Source organism: Streptosporangium sp. NPDC049046, from assembly GCF_040649155.1.
Classification (GTDB): Bacteria; Actinomycetota; Actinomycetes; order Streptosporangiales; family Streptosporangiaceae; genus Streptosporangium.
The window spans coordinates 14,015-35,713 of sequence record NZ_JBEZEZ010000020.1 but is presented as its reverse complement, the minus strand read 5'-3'; the positions used below and the strand labels follow the sequence as shown (position 1 = coordinate 35,713).

Genomic DNA, 21,699 nt, shown 5'->3' with positions numbered 1-21,699 from the left:
CCGCGACGATGGGGAGGACCGTCGGATCTGCCGGGCGACCACGGGACTGTCTGCCAAAACGCGGAATTTTCCACCTCGTGTCCATCAAGTCGAAAAGGCTTCATACTATGCATTTCAGGATCCTTGGTTCGCTCGATGTTTCACTTGATCGAATTGCTCTACAATTTCCGCACGGCCGCCAGCGAACCATATTAGCGATGCTGCTCATGCAGGTAGGAAATCTCGTATCGCTCAACCGGATCACTGAGGGGATATGGGGAGAGGATCCACCCGTCACCGCCAAGGGCCAGATCCAGACCTGCATATCTGCCTTGCGGCGTCAGCTGCGGAAATTCGGTGACGATCATGTGATCGTCACCAGCCTGGTAGGCTATACCATCCATATTCCCGCCGAGTCGCTCGACTCTGCTGTATTCCGCCGGATGATCAACTCCGGCCGGGAGCTGGCTGCTGCCGGGAAGATTAGGGATGCAGCAGCCGAGCTTCGTGCCGCGCTCGCGCTTTGGCGCGGCACGGCGGTCGCCTCAGACGTCGAGAGCGGGGTGGTCAGAACGATGGCGATTCGGCTTGAAGAGGAGCGAATCAGGGCCACCGAAGAGTGTATCGAGCTTGAGCTCAAACTCGATCGGCATCACGAACTCGTAGCCGAGCTGAGTGAGCTCGTCAGATCTTACCCACTGCGCGAGCCGCTGAGAGCGTTGCACATGCTCGCTCTGTACAGGTCAGCCCGGCAAGCAGACGCCCTTGAATCATTCCAGGAAATCCGGACCATCCTCGGAGAGGAACTTGGCCTGGAGCCATCCGACCAGCTTGATAGGATACACAAGTCCATCCTGAAACGGGAAAATTCGCTTACAATCGCGCCCTGGAATGGTCTCGGATCGGAATCTACAGGCAAGGTTGGCGCCATTATCCCCCGACAGCTTCCCAAGGCCGTTACGTTCTCGGCCGGTGAGACTGCTGCGTCCCTGGGGCGGGTGACCCAGTAAGGGCGCCCCAGTGCGGAGATGACAAACGCGACCCCTGATGATCGTCGGTCGTCTGAGCCAGTCGATCAAGAACAGGGGCCGCGTTCGCGTGCCATCATCCCCGATCGATGTGCTCTCCCGCCACCTGGAGCACGTCGCCCTCACCGACCCAGCCGCTGACCTGCATACGCCGGCCGAGGTCCTCGATTCCGTGCCCGACCCACGCAGCCACCGGGGACGCCGCTACAGGCTCGGCCCGCTGCCGGCGTCAGCCCTGCTCGCTGTGCTCAGCGGGGAGATGCCCGCGCCCCTTCCCGTCCCTGCACTTGTCCCTGCCGGCCAACCGATGGGGTCGTCAACGTCAACCGAAACCGCCTCGCATATAACGTAATAGCGCGGCGTCATCGCTGACGGGTGTGCGGACAGCATGGCCATGCACCGTGCGTGAGCTTGTTCCGGCGTACGGACGGAATCGGAAGCCTCGACATACGCCACAAGCGGTTCGCCGGCTACCTGTGAAAAAATCCGCGCCTTGGCCGGTGCGAACGCGTCATCGAGAAGTCTCTGGATTTCAGTCAGCTCAACCCACTGGGCATCGGCCTTCACCCAGTTCGAGTCCCGGCGGACTGGCTCCATCTGAAGGACATCGATTATGCCCTCGTGATCGAGGTTGCCGCCGGCTGCCGCTACCAGGAGGCGCTCAACGGCCTGCAGCAACGATGTCAGGTGTTCCGCCGGCACTCGGCCAACGTCGGAACTCCAGCCACACAGTTCTACCTCGCCTTCCAGCCTGGAAACATCGAATCGGACGGGTGTTCCCAGACGGTACGGCATAGGGTAATGGCGCAGTTGAGTCCGGCTCAGCATGGCGGTCATGTGCTCGGGCGATGGTGCGCGTTCATTCATTGGTATACCGCTTTCGATGACACTACAGTTGTAGATGGCCTCGAAATAGAAATAGACGCCGCGGTCATGCGATATCCGGTTATGGATTTTTTCGAGCTCATAGACATCGTAAACGCTGTGCATGCAACCTTCCAGCATGCCACGCCATGCCTGCCTTACCAATTCATCGAAGCTCGCAGAGCCGACATCGATAGCAGCGATGCCTGTTTGAGCAAGCGTACCGACGTAGTTGTAAAGGTGGCGCTCGAAGCGGTTTGAGGGCATCACGGGAAAGACTATCTCGCGATAGCCGGTACGCACTGAGAGCACGGCGCACAACGCGGCGAGCAGGCAGCTGGACCGGCTGGTTCGCGTGCGTGCGCTCACGCGCTGCACGGCTAGTGCAGCGGCTGGTGATGACATGTAGACGCCCACCGTGTCGCCAGCGTCCGCCTCCGTGAGCTCGGACCCCGCGGAAGGCGTCAGGTAGAGAGGCGAGGGCATTACGGCAAGATTGCTGCTCCAGTATTCCAGCGCTCTACGACGTTTCTGACATTCACGCTCCGAGCGCTCGAGTTCCGCCTGATCCAAAGGCTGATGACGGGGTGGTCCTATGACTCGAGCAGCAGAATCGCTTATCAGTTCAGCCAGCTCATGCTCAAGGATTCGCGCGGCTGCCCTATCCACAGCCATGTGAGATAACTCAAGGAAGCCTGCGTATACCACTTCAGCGCTCATGGCCAGGGCGACTCGCAACTGTTGGCCGGCCAGCCGCTGCCCATCAGGCTGTCTTGGGGCTGTGATCTCCAGGTGCCTGGCGAGCTCGGCTTCAACGTCAACCCGGTTGGCTCGGCCGCCTTCCAGCGAATAGATGTCAACCATCAATGTGCCAACGGAGGAAACACGCTGACATGGCTGCGGCCCGGTGGCGAAGGACGTCCGTAGCACTTCATGGCGGGCGATCAGGATGGCAAGGCTTTCAGTGACATCCTCCACACTCGCCGTTCCACTCAGGCTGATAGCACACGTTACAACAGGATACGGACGACCCTCTACCGAACTGGAATCATCAATCCACTTCAGAATGTTGAGCTGACCTATAGTCAGTGGTCCTTGCCGGGTGGTCTCGGCCGAGAAATGTACGGGTACTGAAGATCGCGGTGTAAGTTTGATGACTGACATACCACTTCTCCACACACGCTCACGGCGTGCAAGAATTGATGGTTCGACCATCGCCTTTGGCTGTTTCTAGCGCAGGCATCTGTAATCGTCAATAAGCTAGAGACACACCTTGACATCATGAACTGACGTACGATTATGTCTTCGCGTATGGCTGATGTGGTCATGCTTCCGAAAGGAGCGGCCAGGTGAGCGTCAACAAGGGGGGCAAACCGATCGGGTTCTTGATGAGGAATCCGAACCTCGGGACGTTGCTGGTCGTCAACCTGGTCTCGTCGCTGGTGGGATCGGGCGTGGGCATCGCCTTGAGCGTCCATATCTACCAGCTCACCCAATCGCCGATCTGGACAGCCGTGCTCGCGGCGGTCCCGACCGTGGCCGGGTTGGCCTTCGGGCACCTGGCCGGGAGTGTCGCGGACCGCTGGGGCAACCCCCTGCGGATCATACGGATCGCGCTCTTCCTGCGGGTGCTGGTACTGGTGGCCGTCTTCGCACTCGCCGACTCGCCGCTTGGCCTCGTCTCCGCGGTGTTCGCCCAGGCGGTCCTGCAGCAGCTCTACATTCCCGCCGAGCAGGTGCTCATTGCCGACTACGTCACCGCCGAGGACCTGGCCGAGGCCAACGGCCTGAATTCGTTCGCCTCCAATGCCACCAGGCTGGTTGGGCCGGCGCTCGGTGGGTTCGTCATGGGATGGGCCGGATTCCGCTGGACGGCCATCGGGGTGACGACGCTGATGCTGCTGTCCGCACTGCTCAGCCTGCTCCTGCGGGGCTCCGGGCGGAAGACGCCGACCGCCGGCGGCACGGTGGAGGAAGGCGAAGAAGGCTGCGGCGACGGGTATCTGGCGATGCTTCGACGCAGCCGTCGCGTCCGGGGCCTGGTACTCCTGCAAGTCCTTGACGCGATCAAGGAGGGGCCGCTGTCTTCCCTGTTTCCAGTGCTGATGCTGGGCGTGATCGGCGCCACGTCCGGGCAGATGGGCCTGGTCAACAGCGCGTTCGCGGTCTCGGCCGTGATCGCGGGCCCGGTGATCGGCACGGTGGTCCGCCGACTGGGGTACCGGCTTCCTGTCCTGCTCGGCGCCGCGATCTCCAATGGCGCGATCCTGGTGCTGGCGATCTGGCCGTCGCTGCCGCTGGCGCTGATCGCCTTCGTCGTGTCCGGGCTGCCCTTCACCATCTCCTGGGTGGGCGGGCAGACCTGGCTGCTGCTCAGCACGCCGCGCTCGCTGCGCGGCCGGATCGTGGGTACGACCGGCGCCATCTACGCCGGGGTGTCGCTCGTCACCATGCTCGCAAGCGGCGTGCTGGCGGAATGGTTCGGCCCGCGCTGGGTCATCGGCCTGGGATCCTTCATCGCGCTGGCAGGCCTGATCGCCGTCACCGCACTGCTCGACGAACGCCGGCAGCCGACCAGCACCAGCCAGGCGGCATAGACCGCACCCGCGAAGTGACCAAGACGCCCCCGCCTCTGCCCGAGAGTCAGCCAGGGAGCTGTCAACCGGAAACTGCGAATTTGTTGTCCTGCCGGGCAGGACAACAAACATGCCGCGACGTTCCGCTACCTCGGAAGCCGACCTGCTGTCACGAGGGAAGGCTCTTCTGAGGCTGCCTCGGCGCTGGCATCACCAAAGCGTTGACAGCGGTAGATTTCGGAAGCCAACATTTCGACATGGACATGTCGATGCCTCCAACGGGACTCAAGTCTGCCCTGTTCTCCGACTCGGGAATCAGCGATCAATCACGTATTCAATCGCTCATGGAGGACATATTCCGGCATGTGCAAGGGCGCGCAAATGTATTGGACGACCGGGTTAGCTGCCTGTCCCAGGTCCTGTATCTCATGTATCTGGCGCGTGCCCGGAAGGCCATTTCCATAGCCGAGATAGGTTTTAGCATCGGCTTCTCGAGCATCGCCTTCCTCGAAAGCTCTCCCCAGGCGAAGGTCACATCCTTTGAAATCAACACCGAGACCTACGCCGGCTCGGCAAAGGAGTTCATCGACTCTCGTTACCCGGGTCGCCATCGCCTGATCTACGGAGATTCCACGCAAACGGTTCCGGCCTTCCAGGTAGCCGACCCGATGGATGGTTTCGATCTCGTCTTCTTCGACGGAGGCGACGAGTACTCGTGCGTGAAGGCGGACATCGCGAACGCTCGACGGCTGGCCAAGCCAGGCGCCACGCTCGTGGTCGATGGCATGACTCCCTGGTTCAAGTGGGGAATCGGCCCGACGACCGCATGGGAAGAGGCGGTCCGAGATGAAATCGTCACCCCACTCGAGTACGTGTCCGACGCGCTTGCCGTCAGCCGGCTTCAGGGACCGACCGAGCGCGCGTGGGCAGTTGGACAATACCGGTAAGCGAAGGACCGCCAAGATCGGCGACGGTAGTAATATGTCCGCTTCCGGATGATCGATTTCCGAGTGACGCTGCGCAAATAAATCACTCCATCCCTACCGGGGGTACCTCGGTAGGGATTCTTGCTATGACGGCTCTTCTGAAGTTTCCTCAGCGCCGGCAGCACCGAGGTGTTGACAGCGGAAGCTTTAAAAAGCCAACATTGCCGTATGGACATGTCGATGCCTCCAACGGGACTCAAGTCTGCCCTATTCCCTGACTCGGGAATCAGCGATCGATCACGTATTAACTCGCTCATGGAGGACATATTCCGGCATGCACAAGGGCACGGAAGCGCATTGGGTGAAGGAATTAGCTGCCTGTCCCAGGTCCTGTATCTCATGTATCTGGCGCGTGCCCGGAAGGCCATTTCCATAGCCGAGATAGGTTTCAATATCGGCTTCTCGAGCATCGCCTTCCTCGAAAGCTCTCCCCAGGCGAAGGTCACATCCTTTGAAATCAACACCGAGACCCACGTCAAGTCGGCAAAGGAGTTCATCGACTCTCGTTACCCGGGTCGCCATCGCCTGATCTACGGAGATTCCACGCAAACGGTTCCGGCCTTCCAGGTAGCCGACCCGATGGATGGTTTCGATCTCGTCTTCATCGACGGAGGCCACGAGTACTCGTGTGCGAAGGCGGACATCGCGAACGCTCGACGGCTGGCCAAGCCAGGCGCCACGCTCGTGGTCGATGACATGATTCCCTGGTTCAAGTGGGGAATCGGCCCGACGACCGCATGGGAAGAGGCGGTCCGAGATGAAATCGTCACCCCGCTCGAGTACGTGTCCGACGCGCTTGCCGTCAGCCGAATTCAAGGGCCGGCCGAGCGCGCATGGGTAGTCGGACAATATCGGTGAACAGGGTAGAGGCGGAACACGTCGAGGATTTGCGGCGTCACCGCACAATTTTGCCGGTGACGACGAATCCCAGCGTCCGGGCGTACCAGCCGTATGCGTACCCGGTCTCCATCATCGAGGCGCATGCCCCCAAGAACCGTGACTGGATTCTCTCGAACTTCATACACCTGGCCTATGACGAACACCCGATAGAGTCCCCGTCGCTGTGCTTCTATTCTTATGATTTCGCGGCCAATCCGTATCTGCACACTATCAGGGCAGACCGTGAGTGGATGCGAAGGTGGATCGGGCGCAGCTTCGCCGAGTTCGTTCATGCACAGCTTCTCGACGGCTGGTATATCTACGCGTTTGTCGATGAGTTCTTCATCCCGAGACGACCGACGTACGGGGAGAGTTCTTTTCATCACGACGTTCTTGTCCATGGATCAGACAGTGATGCAGGGATCGCGCATCTACTGGGTTACGACGAGTTGATTCGATTTGAAACCACCCGTGTTTCATGGGCAGAGCTTGACGCCGCTTACGAATCCTGCGCGAACGCGGACCAGCCGTGGACGCGATCATTCATTCTCTTCAAATTCAACGCAATGGCATCCTACCGATTCGACCCGCGGTTTGTGGTTGCCGAGCTCGAGCTTTTTCTCGCTTCTGGGAATCCGGGGCGAGCTACCCAGGGCCTGGTCATGCCGGATGGTCGCCTGTACGGCGTAGCGGCGCTTGAAGCGTACCGGGACGAGCTCCTGGACACGCCGCCCGAAGAAGATGCGGGGCTCGATCTCCATGCCCCCCGGGCGCTGTTCGAGCACAGCAAATTGATGTCCGAGCGGTTGCAGTTGCTGCTCGGGGATGATCTGTGGAAACGTCATATCAGCGAACGATACAGTGCGGTACTTCGATTTTATTCTGCTCTGCCCGTGGCGGTATTCGGTGCAAAGCAGAACAACGACCGTTCGGCACTGCATCGACTGATGGCCGGCTTTCCCGAGATCATCAGGCAACAGACAAGTACGGTGACGGATGCACTGGACTGTCGACACGCCGGCTTTAGGCACGCGGAGCGCAGGGAAGAACCGATGAGCCGTGATCGCGGCGATATGACTAATTCGCGTTACTCGACAAAGGACGCTGACGATGCGGGCGCGCAAGGTTCTTGAACAAGAGTTCCGCGAAGTGACTGGTCGCGAGCTGACGGACATGACGGTAGACGTATTCGGGCTTGGTCTCGACTCGCTGGGAATTCTTTCCCTGCTGGGAGGGCTGCGGGAGGCGGGATACAACGTTTCACTGAACGACCTGATGTCTGCGGCCAGCATGAATGAATTCGTGGCGACGATGGCGAACGCCGAGTGACCGGGGGGAAGCCATCATGATCAGCTCTGCTCCGGACAGACGGGCAGCGCTAGCCACGATCTTGGATGAGCGGATCCGTCGTGGAGCTGCCGAGACAGCCTTGGTGGACAGCACGGGCGATGTCTTGTCTTACGCCGACCTCGGTGCCCTTGCCTGCGCATGCGATGAGTTCTTCGGTCAACGGTACGCGGAACGGGTCGCCATCGTCGGTACGGCGTCGATTGAGGTCAGCGCGTCGATCACGGCGTGTCTCTGGGCGGGGCGGACCTTCATGGTCATCGACGACCAGGAAAGCAACGCCGTGCGGCGGCGGCTCATCGATCAGTTCGCCGCCGACGTGGTCCTCCTGACCGGCCCATCCGCCGAAACCACGCCTGCGAACCTGATGGATGAACCGGTCACCGTTACCGGGCGGGACCTGAGCAAAGCCGCCCGGCAATGGGATGACCAGGCTGTGCTCAAGCACAGCGAACGCATGGCGGTGCGGACACCGCAGGCAGCGGCATACTGTGTTCGGACTTCTGGCACGACAGCGGACCCGAAGCTGATCGAGATGAGTCGTGCGGCGATCGAGTCCTACTGCGCGGAGTTCAACGGCAGATATGGCCTCGCGCCGGGCCACCGCCTGGCGCTGTGGGCGGCCCCCACCTACGACGCCCTCTACTGCCAACTGATCTCGGCCCTGGCCAGTGGCGCGGCGGGCGTTGTCGCGCCGATGTCCATACGCAATGACGGGGACGCGGTGCTTCAGTGGCTGAGGGAGGCGCGCATCACCCATTTTGAGACCACCCCGTCGATTCTGAGGCGGGTGGCGTCCGCTGCGGTGCGGCCCGGGGCGTCGTGGCCGCCGCACCTGACGGAGGTGATGTGCAGCGGCGAGTGGTTCGACCCGCAGGTGGCAAGGCAGGTCTTCGACGCCGCGGAGCGCTGCGGGGCCAAGGTCGGACTGCACAATGAATACGGCCCTTCGGAGTGCATTCTGCTGACCTGGCACCAGATCACCCCGGAGGACGCCGACTCGGGCGACATTCCGGTTGGTAAAGCGATCGCAGGACGGACACTGTCCATCGAGCCGTTGGACGGCCAATCCGGATCCTCAGCGCAACATCCCGGCGAGATCGTGGTGGAGTCCGAGCACCTATGTCGCGGATACGGATCGGAGCAGGCCGGCTCGCTTGCGGCTTTCCCGGCACCCAATGGCGTCCCGGTCTTCCGGACAGGGGATCTCGGCTATCTGGACCACCGTGGTCGTCTGCGGTTGTCGGGACGGCGCGATCGAACCGTGAAACGACGCGGTGTACGGATCAATCTCGACCAGGTGGAGGCGGTGCTCCACGCGCTCCCGGCCGTGGGGCAGGCGGCCGCTCGAGCCGACGAGGCGGACGGGCAGGTGATGATCCACGTCTGGATCGTGCCGTCCGACAGCCGCCTCGATCGTGCCGCGGTCCTGACGCAGATCACCGAGACGGTGGAGGTCCGCCTTCTGCCCGACCGGGTGTTGATCTGTACATACCTGCCGCGCCTGCATTCCGGGAAGGTCGACTACCGGTCGCTCAAGGTAGCCGACTCGGGCGACGAACAGGTGGAGGTGACGGCGGATGAGACGACGCTGAAGGCGGTCGCCGCAGCGTTCGAGCGGGTACTGCCCGATGTGGCCATAACCGGCTCGACCGACTTTTTCGCCAGCGGCGGACACTCCCTCCTGGCGCTCGAGCTGAGCGCTCACCTGGAGCGCGACCTAGGAGTCAGGCTGACGATTCGTGACTACCTGGCCCACCCCACGGTCGCCGGGCTCGCCGACGTGGTGGACCGCAACCGTCGTCAGACTCCGCGATCCGTATCGACCGCTGCCCCAGCAACCCTCGGTGAGGAGCTGACCTCCACTGAACGGCCGATCTGGGTGTGGAGTCAGATGTTTCCTGGCGACGGTGCACTGAACGTCGTCGGGGGATTCACCACGCATGCGGCCATCACCGAGCAGCGCCTCCGGCAAGCGCTGTCGGACCTGCTCAAGGACGTAGCCCAGCTGAGAGTCCGGTACGTCCTGGGCCGCGATCGCCCGCGACGGGTTTTGCACGCAGCAGGCGTTGCGCGGGTCGACGTACTCCAGATCTCCGCATCTGCCGACACCTTCCCCCAACCGGAGGTGGACAGCAGTGCGTACCAGCCGTTTGACGTCGGGGCGGATCAGCTGGTCCGGGCCATATTGGTCCGCTCGCGCACGGAGCCCGCACCGGTGGGCGTCTATCTGATCGCCCACCACCTGGTATGCGACGGAGTGAGCATGGGACTGCTCGTAGCGGAGCTGCAGCACCGCCTTAGCACACCGGAACGCCGGACATCGCTGTCTTCGCTGTGCGTGCTGCCCCCAGCAAGACCGGATGCCCGTCTCGTCCAGTCTGCGGCAGGGCACTGGTCCACGGTCAGGCGTGGGCTGAAGGCTCAGCCTTACGACGAGCGGCTGCGCCCGAACGATGCCGCCGCAGGAGCGTCGGTGGTCGATTGGCGGCTGCCGACGCAGCCGATCAGGGAACTCGCGGACCGCCTGTCAGTGAGCCGGGCGGCTGTCCTCATCACGTTGATCGCCAGGGCGGTCGGCCGGGTGCTGGACCGGGGCCAGGTTGTTGTCGAGACACCGGTCTCAACACGGACTCCGGATGAGGTCCGCTCGATCGGCAATTACGTGGTCGACGTGCCCCTGCTGGTCGATGCTGCCGGTCAGGACACTACCCGCGTCATCGAAGCGGTTAACCGCGACCTGTTGGCGGCTGTCGACTTCGCCGCGCTGGTCCCGGGATTCGGCAGCGTACGGCCGGGACAAGGGTGGGCACCCGTCGGCGACGTCGTCGTCGTCCTGGAGGATCACGTGCCTGCGCCGGCTGTCGAGATCGACGGCGTGGCGAGTTCGGCTACGCAGCTCATCGGCTCGCCCCCGCGCCATGCCCTCGCGTGCTACTTCCGGGCCGACGCACTGGCCGAGGACATCACCTGCGTCGTCACGGGCCGCTCCGACGGTGAAATGGCACGTGCACTGTGTGCTGAGGCCGACGCCACTCTCACCACCATGACAAAACAGTTCTCAATGAGGAGGTTCGGCGATGGCCAACGTCGTGATTCGGCCCGATGAACGCTGGGAACTCGAGCAGCTGATGGCCGGGATCGATCCCGGCAACACAGTGGTCCTGGCGGATGAGGTCACCGAGGCGATCAGACGTTCGTCCAAGTGGGTCGATTCGCTCGCCGCGAGACCCGAGTTGCTGTACGGCGTCAACTCCGGCTTCGGCGCGCTGGCCAACGTCCGCGTCCGGCCCGGTGAAGAAGCGGAACTCCAGCGTCGCCACATCCTTTCCCACGCATGCGGCATCGGGCTCGGTGCTCCCGTTGAAGTCGTCCGGATGATGCTTCTGATCAAGCTGCTGACCTTCCGCGGCGGCTACACCGGCGTGTCCCTGGAGGTCGCGGAAAGCCTGCTGAGGATGCTCAACAACGGCATCCACCCCGTGGTACCCGAGCGCGGCACCGTCGGTGCGAGCGGAGACCTCGCACCCCTGTCCCACCTGGCGCTTCCCCTCCTGGGCCTCGGCCAGATCGTCCTGGACGGCCAGGTGTGCGACACCAGGGACGTCGAGGAGCAGCTGGGCCTCGGCCGGGTAGAGCTCGGTCCCAAGGACGGTCTCGCGCTGACCAACGGGACCCAGTACATCTCGGCCGTCGCGGTGATCGAACTGCGGCGCCTCCTTGAGCTCGCGCGCTCGGCCGACCTGATCGCGGCGATCAGCACCCAGGCATTCAGTTGCGCCGACAGGTTCTTCCACGAGCGATACCACCGCGATTCGGGGAACCGGTGGCGGGCGGTGGTCGCCAAGAACCTCTCCCACTACACCCGCGGCGGAAACCACGCAGCCCTGGACTCCGCTGCACCGTCGATGCAAGACCCCTACTCGTTCCGATGCACTCCTCAGGTCCACGGGGCCGTGCGCGAGCACATCGCATACGCCCAGAACTCGATCCTCAACGAGATCAACACGACCGCCGACAACCCGCTGTTCTTCGTGGATGACGACCTGGTGCTCATGGGCGGCAACCTGCACGGCGAGTCGGTCGCCATGGCCGCGGACATGCTCGGCATCGTCGCCACCGAGCTTGCCGCCATCTCCGAGCGCCGGACCTACCAGCTACTGTCCGGACGCCGCGGTCTCCCGGACTTCCTCACCGAGGATCCCGGCGTCAACTCCGGGCTCATGATCAGCCAGTACTCCGCTGCGGCGCTGGTAAGCGAAGCCAAGACCCTGGCGCACCCCGGCAGCGTCGACTCGATTCCAACCTGCCAACTGCAGGAAGATCACGTGAGCATGGGTGGCACCTCCGTGCTGAAGCTGCGGCAGATCGTGGACAACCTGGAGAACGTGCTGGCCATCGAGTTGATGACCGCATGCCAGGCCGCCGATCTCAAAGCCGGGCTGGTCCTTTCCCCCGCGGTCCGCGGCGCACACGAGCGTTACCGCACACGAGTGCCCCGGCTCAAGGACGACCGCGTCTTGGCCGGCGACATCGAGCAAACCCGCCAATTCCTCCGGCACGACCTGGCCGGCGACCTTGTCGCGGAACAGACCGCCGCAGCCGGTGCTCGAGAAGAGGCGGGTCGATGAGGCCAATGGATTACCCACGGGTCCTGGAAGAGGTTGAAGCCTGCTGGCGTGATATCGCGCCGGAGTCCGCGATGAAGCCGGCCCCGCACGACGACCTCTTCGAAAGCGGCGCCGACTCCTTCACCTTCATCCGGCTGGTGCGATCGGTTGAAGCCGCGTGCGATGTCACGCTGCCGATGCTCGAGGTCTTTGAGGCTCCGCAGCTGGCCACCATAACGCGTTGCGTTATCGCAGCGAGGCGACGCTGAGATGGCGATGGTTCTGCCTGCCACCGCAGCCGAGTTCGGCCTGTGGTATCAGGAGCAGGCGGCCGAACTGCGAGGGCGTTACCTGTGCCTGGCGGCCGCGGAGCCATGCCCCGGGTCGCAGGTGAGCCTTCGCGACGCGGCCGGCGCCATGACCGCTGCCCTGGCCTGCCATCCCGAGGCGCTGGCACGGTTCGCGGTCGACGAGCAAGGCATACTTCACAAGTTTCTCGAGTCGCCTGCGGCTTCGCTGCCCGCGGAGGTCCTTGTGTTCCCGGCGGAATGGCGGCGCACGGACGTCGTCTCCCACCTGGCAGGGCTGCCGACCCCCCTCGCGACCGGGCCGCTGATCCACCTGGCCGCACAGGCCGATTGCAGGGGAAACGCCACGCGGCTGTTCGTTCTGGCCCACCACATCGTCTGGGACGCACATTCCGAGGAGATCTTCTGGACCGAGGTCGACCGCCGGCTTACCGGACCCGGGGCAGGCGACGCGGGACATCACCATCCCGGCTGCGGTCCTTCCGTGCACCGCATTGCCACGCGAGACCATGCCCCGCTCGTGACCGACCTGCAACGGCACCTGGCGATCTCGAATGGCGACCGTGTCTGGGAGCAACTTGCGGCCGCGGCGCGGAGGGCCGGAGTCACCCCGTTCGCCTGGACAGTCGGGCACCTGGCGGCTGCCGCAGCGGCTTGGTCGGAGCCGGCGACGGTCATGGCGTACATCGACGTGGACCTCCGTCCGCTGGCCGGCACGTCCCAGGACACGATGGGATTCCACCTGTCTCAACTGGAAATCGCCACCGTCGACCGCGGCACGTCCGGTCCGGCCGCGGCCGCCGCCGTCCACACGGCTGTGATGCGTCGGCTGGCCGCCGCCATGCGGCAGGAGATCCGCCCGGTCAGCGAAGCCGCCGGCCACGGCGGTCACCCCTGCAAGTTCTATTTCCGTGACATCCGGCATCGGCGTCGTCTGCGTCACCTGCGGCCCGTCGACATCCGCTTGCCGGTGGCACGTAACCAGCTGTCAGTAGGCGTGACGGTCACCGATACCAGCCTTGAAGTGACGGTGACCGCACGACGCGGCACCGCTGACAGCACTGGTATCGCTCGTTTGGCGCAGCTGGCACGCCAGCACCTGATCTCGGCAGCGGCATACGGTGAAAGGGCGGCCCCCGATGCAGCACCTTAGGCTCGACGGCCCACCGGAAGTGTGGTGGCTCGCCAACGCCACGGCGGTTGCGGAGCACCTTCGCCGTAACGGTGCGGTTGTCATCGACGGCGATGGGTTGTGCCAGGACGTAGCGACTTTCCAGCGACTCGCCGCCGCGGCTTGCGGGCCGCTCGCCAAAGACAACCCGGAGCACAACAGCATCGACGATGACCCCACGGGCACGATCAACAGTCCGACCCCCTACTCACGGACCAGGAAGCTGCTGTGGCACAACGAGAACACGTTTGCGCGCATGTGGCCCAGGCGAATCATCTTCGGCTGCCAGGAGATCGGGGACGGTGGGCAGACACCGACTGCGGACATGACGGCCGTCTACGAGCGGCTTAGCAGCTCGGCCAAGGACGTCCTCGCCACCGGCGTCACCTACGTTCGCCGACTGGGGATGGACCTCGGGCTCGACTGGCGCCAGGTCTACCGCACCACTGATCCAACCGTTGTCGAGCGCGCCTGCGAACGGGAGGGCGCCACCTGGAGGTGGGATGAGCGCGGCGGCATCCTTACCACCGAGCAGCGGCGGCCGGCTGTCATCCTCGACCCGGCCACCGGCCGACCCTCGCTGACAGCACAAATCCTGCACTGGCATCCTCGGGCACTGGACGAGGATATTCACGATTCGCTCAGTCTGCTTTACGAGCCTCACGAGTTTCCCAAAGGGTGCCGACGCGGGGACGGCAGGCCGATCCCCGACGCCGTCATCGACGAACTTGTAGAAACCTGCTCCGACCTGGAGGAAGTCGTGCCCTGGAAGGCGGACCGCACGATAGTCGTTGACAATCTGCGCCGCAGCCACGCTCGTAACCCCTATACGGGCGTGCGTCGTTTGCTGGTCGCCGTCGGCGACCTCGTCGACTGCGCAGAATTGGCAAGGCCGTGACCACGCGCGCGCACAGCCTTGTCGGCGAACTGACCGGTTCCACCGCCGCCGCGGTCATCGAGCAGGGCGCGGTCACCACCCATGCGCAGCTACTCTCGCACGCACGCGAGGTCGCCATCCATTTGCGCCGACGCGGGGCCGGACCCGGGGCGATCGTGCCTATCCAGGCGGCCCCGAGCACGACCGCCCTCGTTCAGATCGTGGCCATCCTGATGACCGGAGCCGCCTTTGCTCCGATCGATCTCCGCGTGCCGCCACGCACTGCCGCCAGGATCGCCCGTCTGTGCGGTGCCGCCTTCATCCTCGGGGACGCCGGCGGGACGACCGACGGCGTCGTCTGGTTCAGCCCTGGAGACGTGGCCAACGATCCAGGCGCCAACCGCCTCATACCAACCGTCCCGCAGGACACCGTGTACGTGATCTTCACCTCAGGCACCAGCGGCGATCCGAAGGGAGTCGTCGTACCCGAGCCTGCCGTGCGGGCCTACCTCGACTGGTCGATGCGCGAGTACGACTGCACCCGAGGATGGGGGGCACCGCTGTTTACCTCGCTGGGCTTCGACCTGACGATCACCAGCCTCCTCGGACCGCTCCTGAACGGCAGACGGGTACAGGTTCTCGATCCCTTGCGTTGGCCGCTTCAGGTCGCCACCGACCCCGGCATCCTCCAGGGCTCCAGTTTCGTCAAGATGACGCCAAGCCAGGTCAACATGCTGTGTGAGCTGCTGGAGGCGCGTGGAGCCCGGTGCTCGATGCCACTCCTGGTTGTCGGAGGTGAGGCCCTCTACGGGCAAAGTATTGCCCGCTGGCGGCACAGCCTCCCCGACACGCTGGTGGTCAACGAGTACGGCCCTTCCGAGGCGACTGTGGGCTGCTGCCGCTACACCGTGCCGGCCGGCTTCACCGGTCACGAGATTCCGATCGGGACCGCCCCGCCAGGTGTGGAGTTGAGTATCGAGGGACAGCCGCCCCAGGCCGGAGACGAGCTTGAGGAGGGTGAGCTGGTAATCGCCGGGGTGCAGGTGGCGACTGGTTACCTCACCGCCTCGAACTCGGACGACGCCGCGGATGGCCGCGGGCAGTTGCGACCTTTCCCCGGTTCCGCAGGCAAGCGCAGCTACCACAGCGGAGATCGCGTGCGGCGCGACCACGACGGAACCTACACCTACGTCGGCCGGCTGGGACGGGAGGCGAAGGTCGCCGGCTTTCGGATCAACCTGGCCGCTCTTGAGTCTTGCCTCAATGCCTTTCCAGGGGTGGTGAGCGCCGCCGTCCAGGCGGACGAGGTGCACGGCCTCCACTCGGCCGTGGTGACTCGGGACGGCGGGACGACCCAAAGCGATCTTCTCGCGCACCTGCGCCAGACATTTCCGTCCTATGCGCTGCCGCGTTTCATTCGGATCAACACACAGATCAACGTCACAGAACGTGGAAAGTCGAGCGCGTCATGGGAGTGACAGGAAAGATGCCGGACACCCCGATCACGCCAACCGACCTGAACGGTGACCTGACCGCCAGGCTGAACGACGAGCAGTCCCGGTATATCAACGAGCGGCTGATGTCAGCGGGCCGTGTCCTGTTCCGAGGATTTCCCCTCGAAAGCACAGCCGACTTCGCGAAGGCGGTTCAGGCACTGGGCGGCGATCCGTTGCCATATACGGAGCGCTCCACACCGCGAAAGCAACTCGAGTCCGGAATCTACACGTCGACCGAGTACACCCGGGAGGAGGAAATATTCTTCCACAATGAAAACTCTTACCAGGCGACCTGGCCGGGCAGGCTCTTCTTCTTCTGCCAGCGGCCGCCCACTTCAGGCGGGGCAACGCCACTAGCCGACGTGCGTCAGGTCACCGCCTCGCTTGACGTCGACCTCGTCGAGGAGTTCCGCAGGCGCGGCTGGCGGCACATCCGAAATTACCATCCACAGATCGGCCTGCCGTGGAGCGAGGTATTTGGAACCACAAGCCGCGAAGCCGTGGATCTCTACTGCGGAAACAACGGCATACAAACGCACTGGAACAGCGACGGGACTCTCCGCACCGTAGCCGATCGAGTGGCTCTTCATCGCCATCCAGAAAACGGCGATGAACTATGGTTCAACCACATAGCCTTCTTCCACTGGACAACTCTTCCCGAGCGTGTCATCGGAGTCCTTGAGGAGCTTTTCGGAAGGTCCGGCCTTCCCAATAACACCGTCTATGGTGACGGGGCGGAAATTCCAGCGGAGGTATGCGCACACATCCGCGAGAAATATCGTGAGGCAGCGACACGGTTCGACTACCGGCAAGGCGACCTGCTGATGATCGACAACATGCTGACGGCCCACGGACGCGAACCGTACGAAGGGGAGCGACGGATCGCGGTGGCGATGACCTGACCTGACCTGACCTGACCAGGCCAGGCCCGGCCGGGCTGGAGCCGCCGACGAAACACCTGCCCAAGGTTCATCGAGATCGAAGAAACCGATGCGAACCGGCAGTGTCGACAAGAGAGGATCAGCAATCGTGCGGTATGTCCTGGGAATTAGCGGGCTGGGCCAGAGCCAGCCATACATGCGGCGGTCGTTTCCGGGGTTGGGTGAGCGCGTATATCGGCTCGCCCAGGGGGCGGACTCGGCGGCGGCTCTCGTCACCGAGGATGGCATCGTGGCCGCCGCGGCCGAGGAGCGTTTCGTGCGGCGCAAGGGCACCGGAGAATTCCCGCAGGCCGCGATCGAGTATGTGCTCGGAGCGGCCGGCATCACTCCGCGTGACGTGAGCGCGGTCGCGCACAACTTTGACTTCGGCCGGTACCAGACATACTTCGAATCCGAAGGGGCGATCGAAGAATACAAGCATGTGTACGCGCCAGAGGTCATACACCGCGATCTATTCGCAGCATTTCCAAGGGAACTCTGGAGCGATGACCTGAAGGTCATCCCGATATTGCACCACCAGGCCCACGCCGCTAGCGCGTTGCACTGTTCCGGCTTCGGCTCTGCCGATGTCCTGGTCGCCGACGGGATTGGGGAGTTCGAGAGCACGTCGCTTTACAAAGGCGGATCGCAGGGACTGCGGTTGCGCGGCCAGGTGCGCGGACTGCACTCCGTGGGACTCGTCTACGGGCTGGTTACCATGCATTTGGGATTTTGGATGAACTTCGACGAGTACAAGGTCATGGGGCTGGCACCTTACGGGGACCCGCAGCGACTTCGTCCGGCGTTCGACACCCTTATCGTCCGTCAAAACGACGGCCGTTACACCACGCCTCTAACATACTTGAACGAAACAGCACAGGAACGCGCTACTTACCAGAGGTCATTGGAACATCTCGCCTCGGTTCTCGGCCCGCCCCGGGAACCGGGTGCGAACCTTGAGCAGCGTCACCTCGACATCGCCGCGGCGCTGCAGGCCGTGACCGAGGAGACCGTCGTCGGCTTCCTGGCGGCGCACCGGGATGAGCAGTCCAGCGAGAATCTATGCCTGGCCGGCGGCGTGGCCCTGAACTGCGTCGTCAACCAGGCCATCCGCAAGAGCGGGATGTACCGGCGACAGTTCGCCCAGCCAGCGGCCGGCGACGACGGAACGGCGCTGGGTGCGGCGCTGGTGGTGATGGAGGAGGAGGGCGCCGAGGTGCCCAGGAAGCGGGTTCGCCCGCGCATCGGGCTGCCCTACCTCGGTCCGGCATTCACCTCCGAGCGCATCCAGGCCACGCTGGAGCGCACCGACCTGCGATGGCGGCGATGCGAACTCAACGACCTCGTCGCTGAGGTTGCTGGGCTTCTGAGTGACGGAAAGGTCGTCGCGCTCTTCCAGGGCCGGATGGAATACGGCCCGCGAGCGCTGGGGAACCGTAGCATTCTCGCCGATCCACGAACCGTCGAGATGAGGGACCGGATCAACTCAATGGTCAAGCAACGGGAGGAATTCCGGCCGCTCGCGCCGGCGGTCTTGCACGAGTACGCAGAGCAGTGCTTCGAGATCGACGATCCTGACGAGTATCTGTGGATGATCGAAACCGTCGATGTTCGTGAGGCTTGGCGTCCGAGACTTGGGGCGGTGACGCACGTCGACGGCACTGCCCGGATCCAGGTGGTGCGACGCGAGGACAACGAGCTCTACTGGCGGTTGATCGATGCCTTCCGGGCAATCACCGGCATTCCGGTCCTGCTCAACACCTCGTTCAACTCGCGCGGGGAGCCGATCGTCTGCTCACCCGAGGACGCGGTGGCGACGTTCTCTCGGATAGACATCGACGCGATGGTCATGGGAGACCATCTGGTGTCGCGATAGAAGGGCCAGCGGATCCGTGGATCCCCGTAGCCAAGGAAGGCTCTCGGACCTCAGGAGGCAGCCGTGAGAACCATCGATGAAACTCAAGAGCTGATCGGGAGCATCTGGGTTGAGCTTCTCGGCCTTGATGCACCGCCTGACCGCTCGGCGCGCTTCTTCGCCGTTGGCGGCGACTCAATCTTGTGTGTGCGCTTTGTCGCCATCGCGCGCACACGGGGTGTCGAACTCACCATTCGCGACGTACTAGAAGATGACGAGCTCGAGTCCCTCGCGGCCCGAGCACGTCCAACGGGGGAGCGATCGTGACAGGTCGGGGCCGCGACACCATCTCCGAGTCTGTCCGCGCGACGCTCTACGCGGCAGCCGGAGCCAGCGAGGTGGAGGCATTCGAGGTCCCAGACGACCGATGGGCGCAGATACCCGCGCTGGGTCTGGTCTCGCCGGATGATCGCCGACGGCTGCCGGCCAGTGCCGTGGATGCCTTCCCGATGAGCGAGCAACAGGCCGTGATGGCCACCCGGATGCTCATGGCCGCTGCCCTCCGAGACCGCGGCGCCATCGGTGTCCCGGCCTATCACAACGTCGCGACCTCGCGTCTGACCGTACCTCGCGTGGAGCCCGCAGCCTTCGAGGCGGCAGGGCTTGGCTTGGTGCGGGAGCACGAAATGTTCCGCTCGCTGCTGGACTTGGATCGCTACTCGCGCCCGATGCAAATCGTACTGAGCCATGTCGACCGGCCATTGGTGAAAGTTTGCGACTTGCGGGGGCTCCACGAGGGTGAACAGCAACAACGGTTGGCCGAGTTCGCTGACGCCGAGAACACGCGGACCATCGATCTGAAGGATCCGCCCCTCGTGACGATCACGGTCCACCTCCTGAGCGAGACGGCGATCACCTTGACCCTTACCGAGCCGCATGCGATTGCTGACGGGTGGAGCACCCATCTGAACCTAGTGGAATTCCTGGAGCGCTACGTCGCGGAACTTACCGGGCAGCCCCCCGAGCAGCCGACGTCATCTGCCTCGAACGCCTCGCCCCGCTTCAGACTCCGCGAGCATAGCGCGCAGCAGCTCTTCCAGTCGCTCACGCTCGCCGACTCACAGTGGTGGAGCCGGTACCTGGACGGACTGGAAACGCAGTCGAGTGCCGAGACCACTCGCGACTGCCACACCTGGCAGGACTCGGTGGAGATCGCAGGCCAGGAGAATCGGATGCTGAGCCGACTTGCGGCGAGTTCCTCCTCCGGGTTGAAGTCCGTGCTTCTCGCGATCCACCTTGAGGCGCAGGCGCGATTGGTCGGCGGGCGGAGCATCCTGACCGGCGTCCCTGTCAATACCCGGCTCGCGGTACCGAACGGCGTGGATGCGCGGGGGATGTTCCTCAACGTCGCCCCGCTGCGAATCGACGTCGCAGCACCTGGTAAGGAGGCCGTTGCCCGGGCGCATCGGGAGCTGATGAAGGTCACCATGCGCGGCCGGACTCCGCTGGCCCAATTGGCCCGCACCGTTGGCAGGGCAGTAGTGCCAGCTTCTCTGTTTGGTTTCAACAGCTTCCACAGCATCGCCGGCGCCGCGCTACGGCTCGGCCTAGACACGCTGGAGGCGGTCGAAGACTGGTCCCACACGGACTTCCCGTTCGAGGCCAGCTTCAATCGAAGCGAAGAGATAGGCGAGCAAATCCGCATTCTGCTCTACTCCGAGGGCTCCTCGCATACGCGCGCCGATGCGACTGCGGCGTACCGCGACGCCGTTCAGCGGTTCGCCCAGCTTGATTGGTGAGGGGGAGCAGGGCGGCCTCACTTGTTATTCACCAGGCCCGAGCTGCCGGCAGGCACCGTGTCGCTGTCCGCCGCCAAGTGTCAGCCGATGGCTCGCGTCACCGGGTTCGGGTCCCGCGAAGCGAATGCCAGAGCCGCGCGAGCGGCCTGCTCAAGCATCAGCTGCGCCCACGTTCCAACGGAGAGCTGAGACTTGCTGGCCGCCTCCGTGATCATGGCAAGCTGATCGTCGGTGACATCCAGGTGCAGTTTCAAGGCCATGGCGCTGTCGCCGATACCGGCACCTTCATGCCTGGCATGATCGTGACCCCTGGCGTGATCATCAGCGGTTGCCCCAGCCGCGATACCTCGGTCAGCCAGGTCCTCGCCGCGCGCGGCGAGGCTGGCGCGCACCTCGCGCCGCAGGTCGTTCCTCGACCAACCAAACAACTCTGCCTTCCGAAGCCAATAGTCCTGCTCCGGTTCGGGGAGACTGGCGACTGCGGCGTGATGCTCGAAGCTCAATCCCGCTCTTCGCCTTGCGTGCGCGAACTTCCTGGCGACCCACGCATAATTGCGAAGCGTCTTGTAATCAAGCGAGGTTTGCTCGATAGCATTGCGGTAACGCCCGGTGAAGCGAGTTTCACCGTAAATCAGCCAGTCGCCTAGGCACCATGCCGAGTTGCTCACGGCCTCGGCCAACCCCTGGCCAATTCCAAGCCAATTATCAAATGGTATCCCACTGTCAAGGCGCAGTCCTGTTGAGGGCAGAACGGCGACACCGGCTGTGATATGACCTGCGGGCAGGGGCAGGAACTGCGAAGGCACTCCTGGCTTAGCTTTCATTACCCATCCTCCCTGAATACGGTGCAGTTAGCGGGAGTCGCCAGCAGCGTGATCCTATAAACATGGCCACGGTTGGCCATGAAGAAGTACACCCCAATCGCCGAATTATAGGGCGCGTGCCGGCGCGCAGAAGTAGTCAACAAGATCGAATTCAAGCCTGTACGCTCCAGGTGGCAGTGA

At 63.6% G+C, this 21,699-nt stretch carries 18 protein-coding genes; 16 read left to right on the top strand and 2 right to left on the bottom strand.

Going from position 1 to position 21,699, the window contains the following annotated elements; all coding sequences use genetic code 11:
• The first annotated feature begins 8 nt into the window (after nt 1-8).
• The gene (locus AB0B96_RS26660) at nt 9-989 is read left to right on the top strand and encodes an AfsR/SARP family transcriptional regulator (RefSeq protein WP_362902843.1); all 981 of its coding nucleotides are present in this window, start codon (nt 9-11) and stop codon (nt 987-989) included.
• Between the two features lie 222 nt (nt 990-1,211).
• Here the strand turns inward: AB0B96_RS26660 and AB0B96_RS26655 are convergent, their stop codons facing one another.
• Nucleotides 1,212-3,035: a condensation domain-containing protein gene (locus AB0B96_RS26655; RefSeq protein WP_362902841.1), complete on the bottom strand. Its 1,824-nt coding sequence runs from the start codon at nt 3,033-3,035 to the stop codon at nt 1,212-1,214.
• A 185-nt stretch (nt 3,036-3,220) separates the two neighbouring features.
• Between AB0B96_RS26655 and AB0B96_RS26650 the strand changes: the two genes are divergently transcribed.
• From AB0B96_RS26650 to AB0B96_RS26580, 15 genes are all read left to right on the top strand, one after another.
• Nucleotides 3,221-4,468 (top strand): MFS transporter, encoded by a 1,248-nt coding sequence (locus AB0B96_RS26650; protein WP_362902839.1) that lies wholly within the window; start codon nt 3,221-3,223, stop codon nt 4,466-4,468.
• 236 nt (nt 4,469-4,704) lie between these two features.
• A complete protein-coding gene (locus tag AB0B96_RS26645) occupies nt 4,705-5,394 on the top strand; it encodes a class I SAM-dependent methyltransferase (RefSeq protein WP_362902837.1) in 690 nt (229 codons plus the stop codon).
• A gap of 294 nt (nt 5,395-5,688) precedes the next feature.
• Nucleotides 5,689-6,291: a class I SAM-dependent methyltransferase gene (locus AB0B96_RS26640; RefSeq protein ID WP_350948753.1), complete on the top strand. Its 603-nt coding sequence runs from the start codon at nt 5,689-5,691 to the stop codon at nt 6,289-6,291.
• On the top strand, nt 6,288-7,445 hold the full coding sequence (locus tag AB0B96_RS26635) for a hypothetical protein (RefSeq protein ID WP_362902834.1): 1,158 nt from the start codon (nt 6,288-6,290) through the stop codon (nt 7,443-7,445). The genes AB0B96_RS26640 and AB0B96_RS26635 overlap by 4 nt, the downstream gene beginning before the upstream one ends.
• The gene (locus AB0B96_RS26630; RefSeq protein ID WP_350948751.1) at nt 7,423-7,641 is read left to right on the top strand and encodes a phosphopantetheine-binding protein; all 219 of its coding nucleotides are present in this window, start codon (nt 7,423-7,425) and stop codon (nt 7,639-7,641) included. Before AB0B96_RS26635 ends, AB0B96_RS26630 begins: the two co-directional genes overlap by 23 nt.
• Entirely contained in the window at nt 7,607-10,768 is a 3,162-nt protein-coding gene (locus AB0B96_RS26625) for an AMP-binding protein (protein WP_362902832.1), read from the top strand. The genes AB0B96_RS26630 and AB0B96_RS26625 overlap by 35 nt, the downstream gene beginning before the upstream one ends.
• On the top strand, nt 10,740-12,290 hold the full coding sequence (locus AB0B96_RS26620; protein ID WP_362902830.1) for a histidine ammonia-lyase: 1,551 nt from the start codon (nt 10,740-10,742) through the stop codon (nt 12,288-12,290). Before AB0B96_RS26625 ends, AB0B96_RS26620 begins: the two co-directional genes overlap by 29 nt.
• Before the next feature lie 5 nt (nt 12,291-12,295).
• Nucleotides 12,296-12,538, top strand: coding sequence for an acyl carrier protein (locus AB0B96_RS26615; RefSeq protein WP_350948748.1), 243 nt, complete (start codon nt 12,296-12,298; stop codon nt 12,536-12,538).
• Between the two features lies 1 nt (nt 12,539).
• Complete coding sequence (locus AB0B96_RS26610) at nt 12,540-13,730, top strand: hypothetical protein (protein WP_362902827.1); 1,191 nt, start codon at nt 12,540-12,542, stop codon at nt 13,728-13,730.
• On the top strand, nt 13,717-14,646 hold the full coding sequence (locus AB0B96_RS26605) for a TauD/TfdA family dioxygenase (RefSeq protein WP_362902825.1): 930 nt from the start codon (nt 13,717-13,719) through the stop codon (nt 14,644-14,646). The genes AB0B96_RS26610 and AB0B96_RS26605 overlap by 14 nt, the downstream gene beginning before the upstream one ends.
• Nucleotides 14,643-16,103: an AMP-binding protein gene (locus tag AB0B96_RS26600; protein WP_362902823.1), complete on the top strand. Its 1,461-nt coding sequence runs from the start codon at nt 14,643-14,645 to the stop codon at nt 16,101-16,103. Before AB0B96_RS26605 ends, AB0B96_RS26600 begins: the two co-directional genes overlap by 4 nt.
• A gap of 8 nt (nt 16,104-16,111) precedes the next feature.
• Nucleotides 16,112-17,023: a TauD/TfdA family dioxygenase gene (locus AB0B96_RS26595; RefSeq protein ID WP_362902821.1), complete on the top strand. Its 912-nt coding sequence runs from the start codon at nt 16,112-16,114 to the stop codon at nt 17,021-17,023.
• A 127-nt stretch (nt 17,024-17,150) separates the two neighbouring features.
• A complete protein-coding gene (locus AB0B96_RS26590; RefSeq protein WP_362902819.1) occupies nt 17,151-18,917 on the top strand; it encodes a carbamoyltransferase C-terminal domain-containing protein in 1,767 nt (588 codons plus the stop codon).
• Between the two features lie 63 nt (nt 18,918-18,980).
• On the top strand, nt 18,981-19,223 hold the full coding sequence (locus AB0B96_RS26585; protein ID WP_362902817.1) for a phosphopantetheine-binding protein: 243 nt from the start codon (nt 18,981-18,983) through the stop codon (nt 19,221-19,223).
• Nucleotides 19,220-20,695 (top strand): condensation domain-containing protein, encoded by a 1,476-nt coding sequence (locus tag AB0B96_RS26580; protein ID WP_362902815.1) that lies wholly within the window; start codon nt 19,220-19,222, stop codon nt 20,693-20,695. The genes AB0B96_RS26585 and AB0B96_RS26580 overlap by 4 nt, the downstream gene beginning before the upstream one ends.
• Before the next feature lie 80 nt (nt 20,696-20,775).
• On the opposite strand, the gene AB0B96_RS26575 is transcribed toward AB0B96_RS26580, so the two are convergent.
• On the bottom strand, nt 20,776-21,519 hold the full coding sequence (locus AB0B96_RS26575) for an LmbU family transcriptional regulator (protein WP_362902813.1): 744 nt from the start codon (nt 21,517-21,519) through the stop codon (nt 20,776-20,778).
• Nucleotides 21,520-21,699 lie beyond the last annotated feature (180 nt).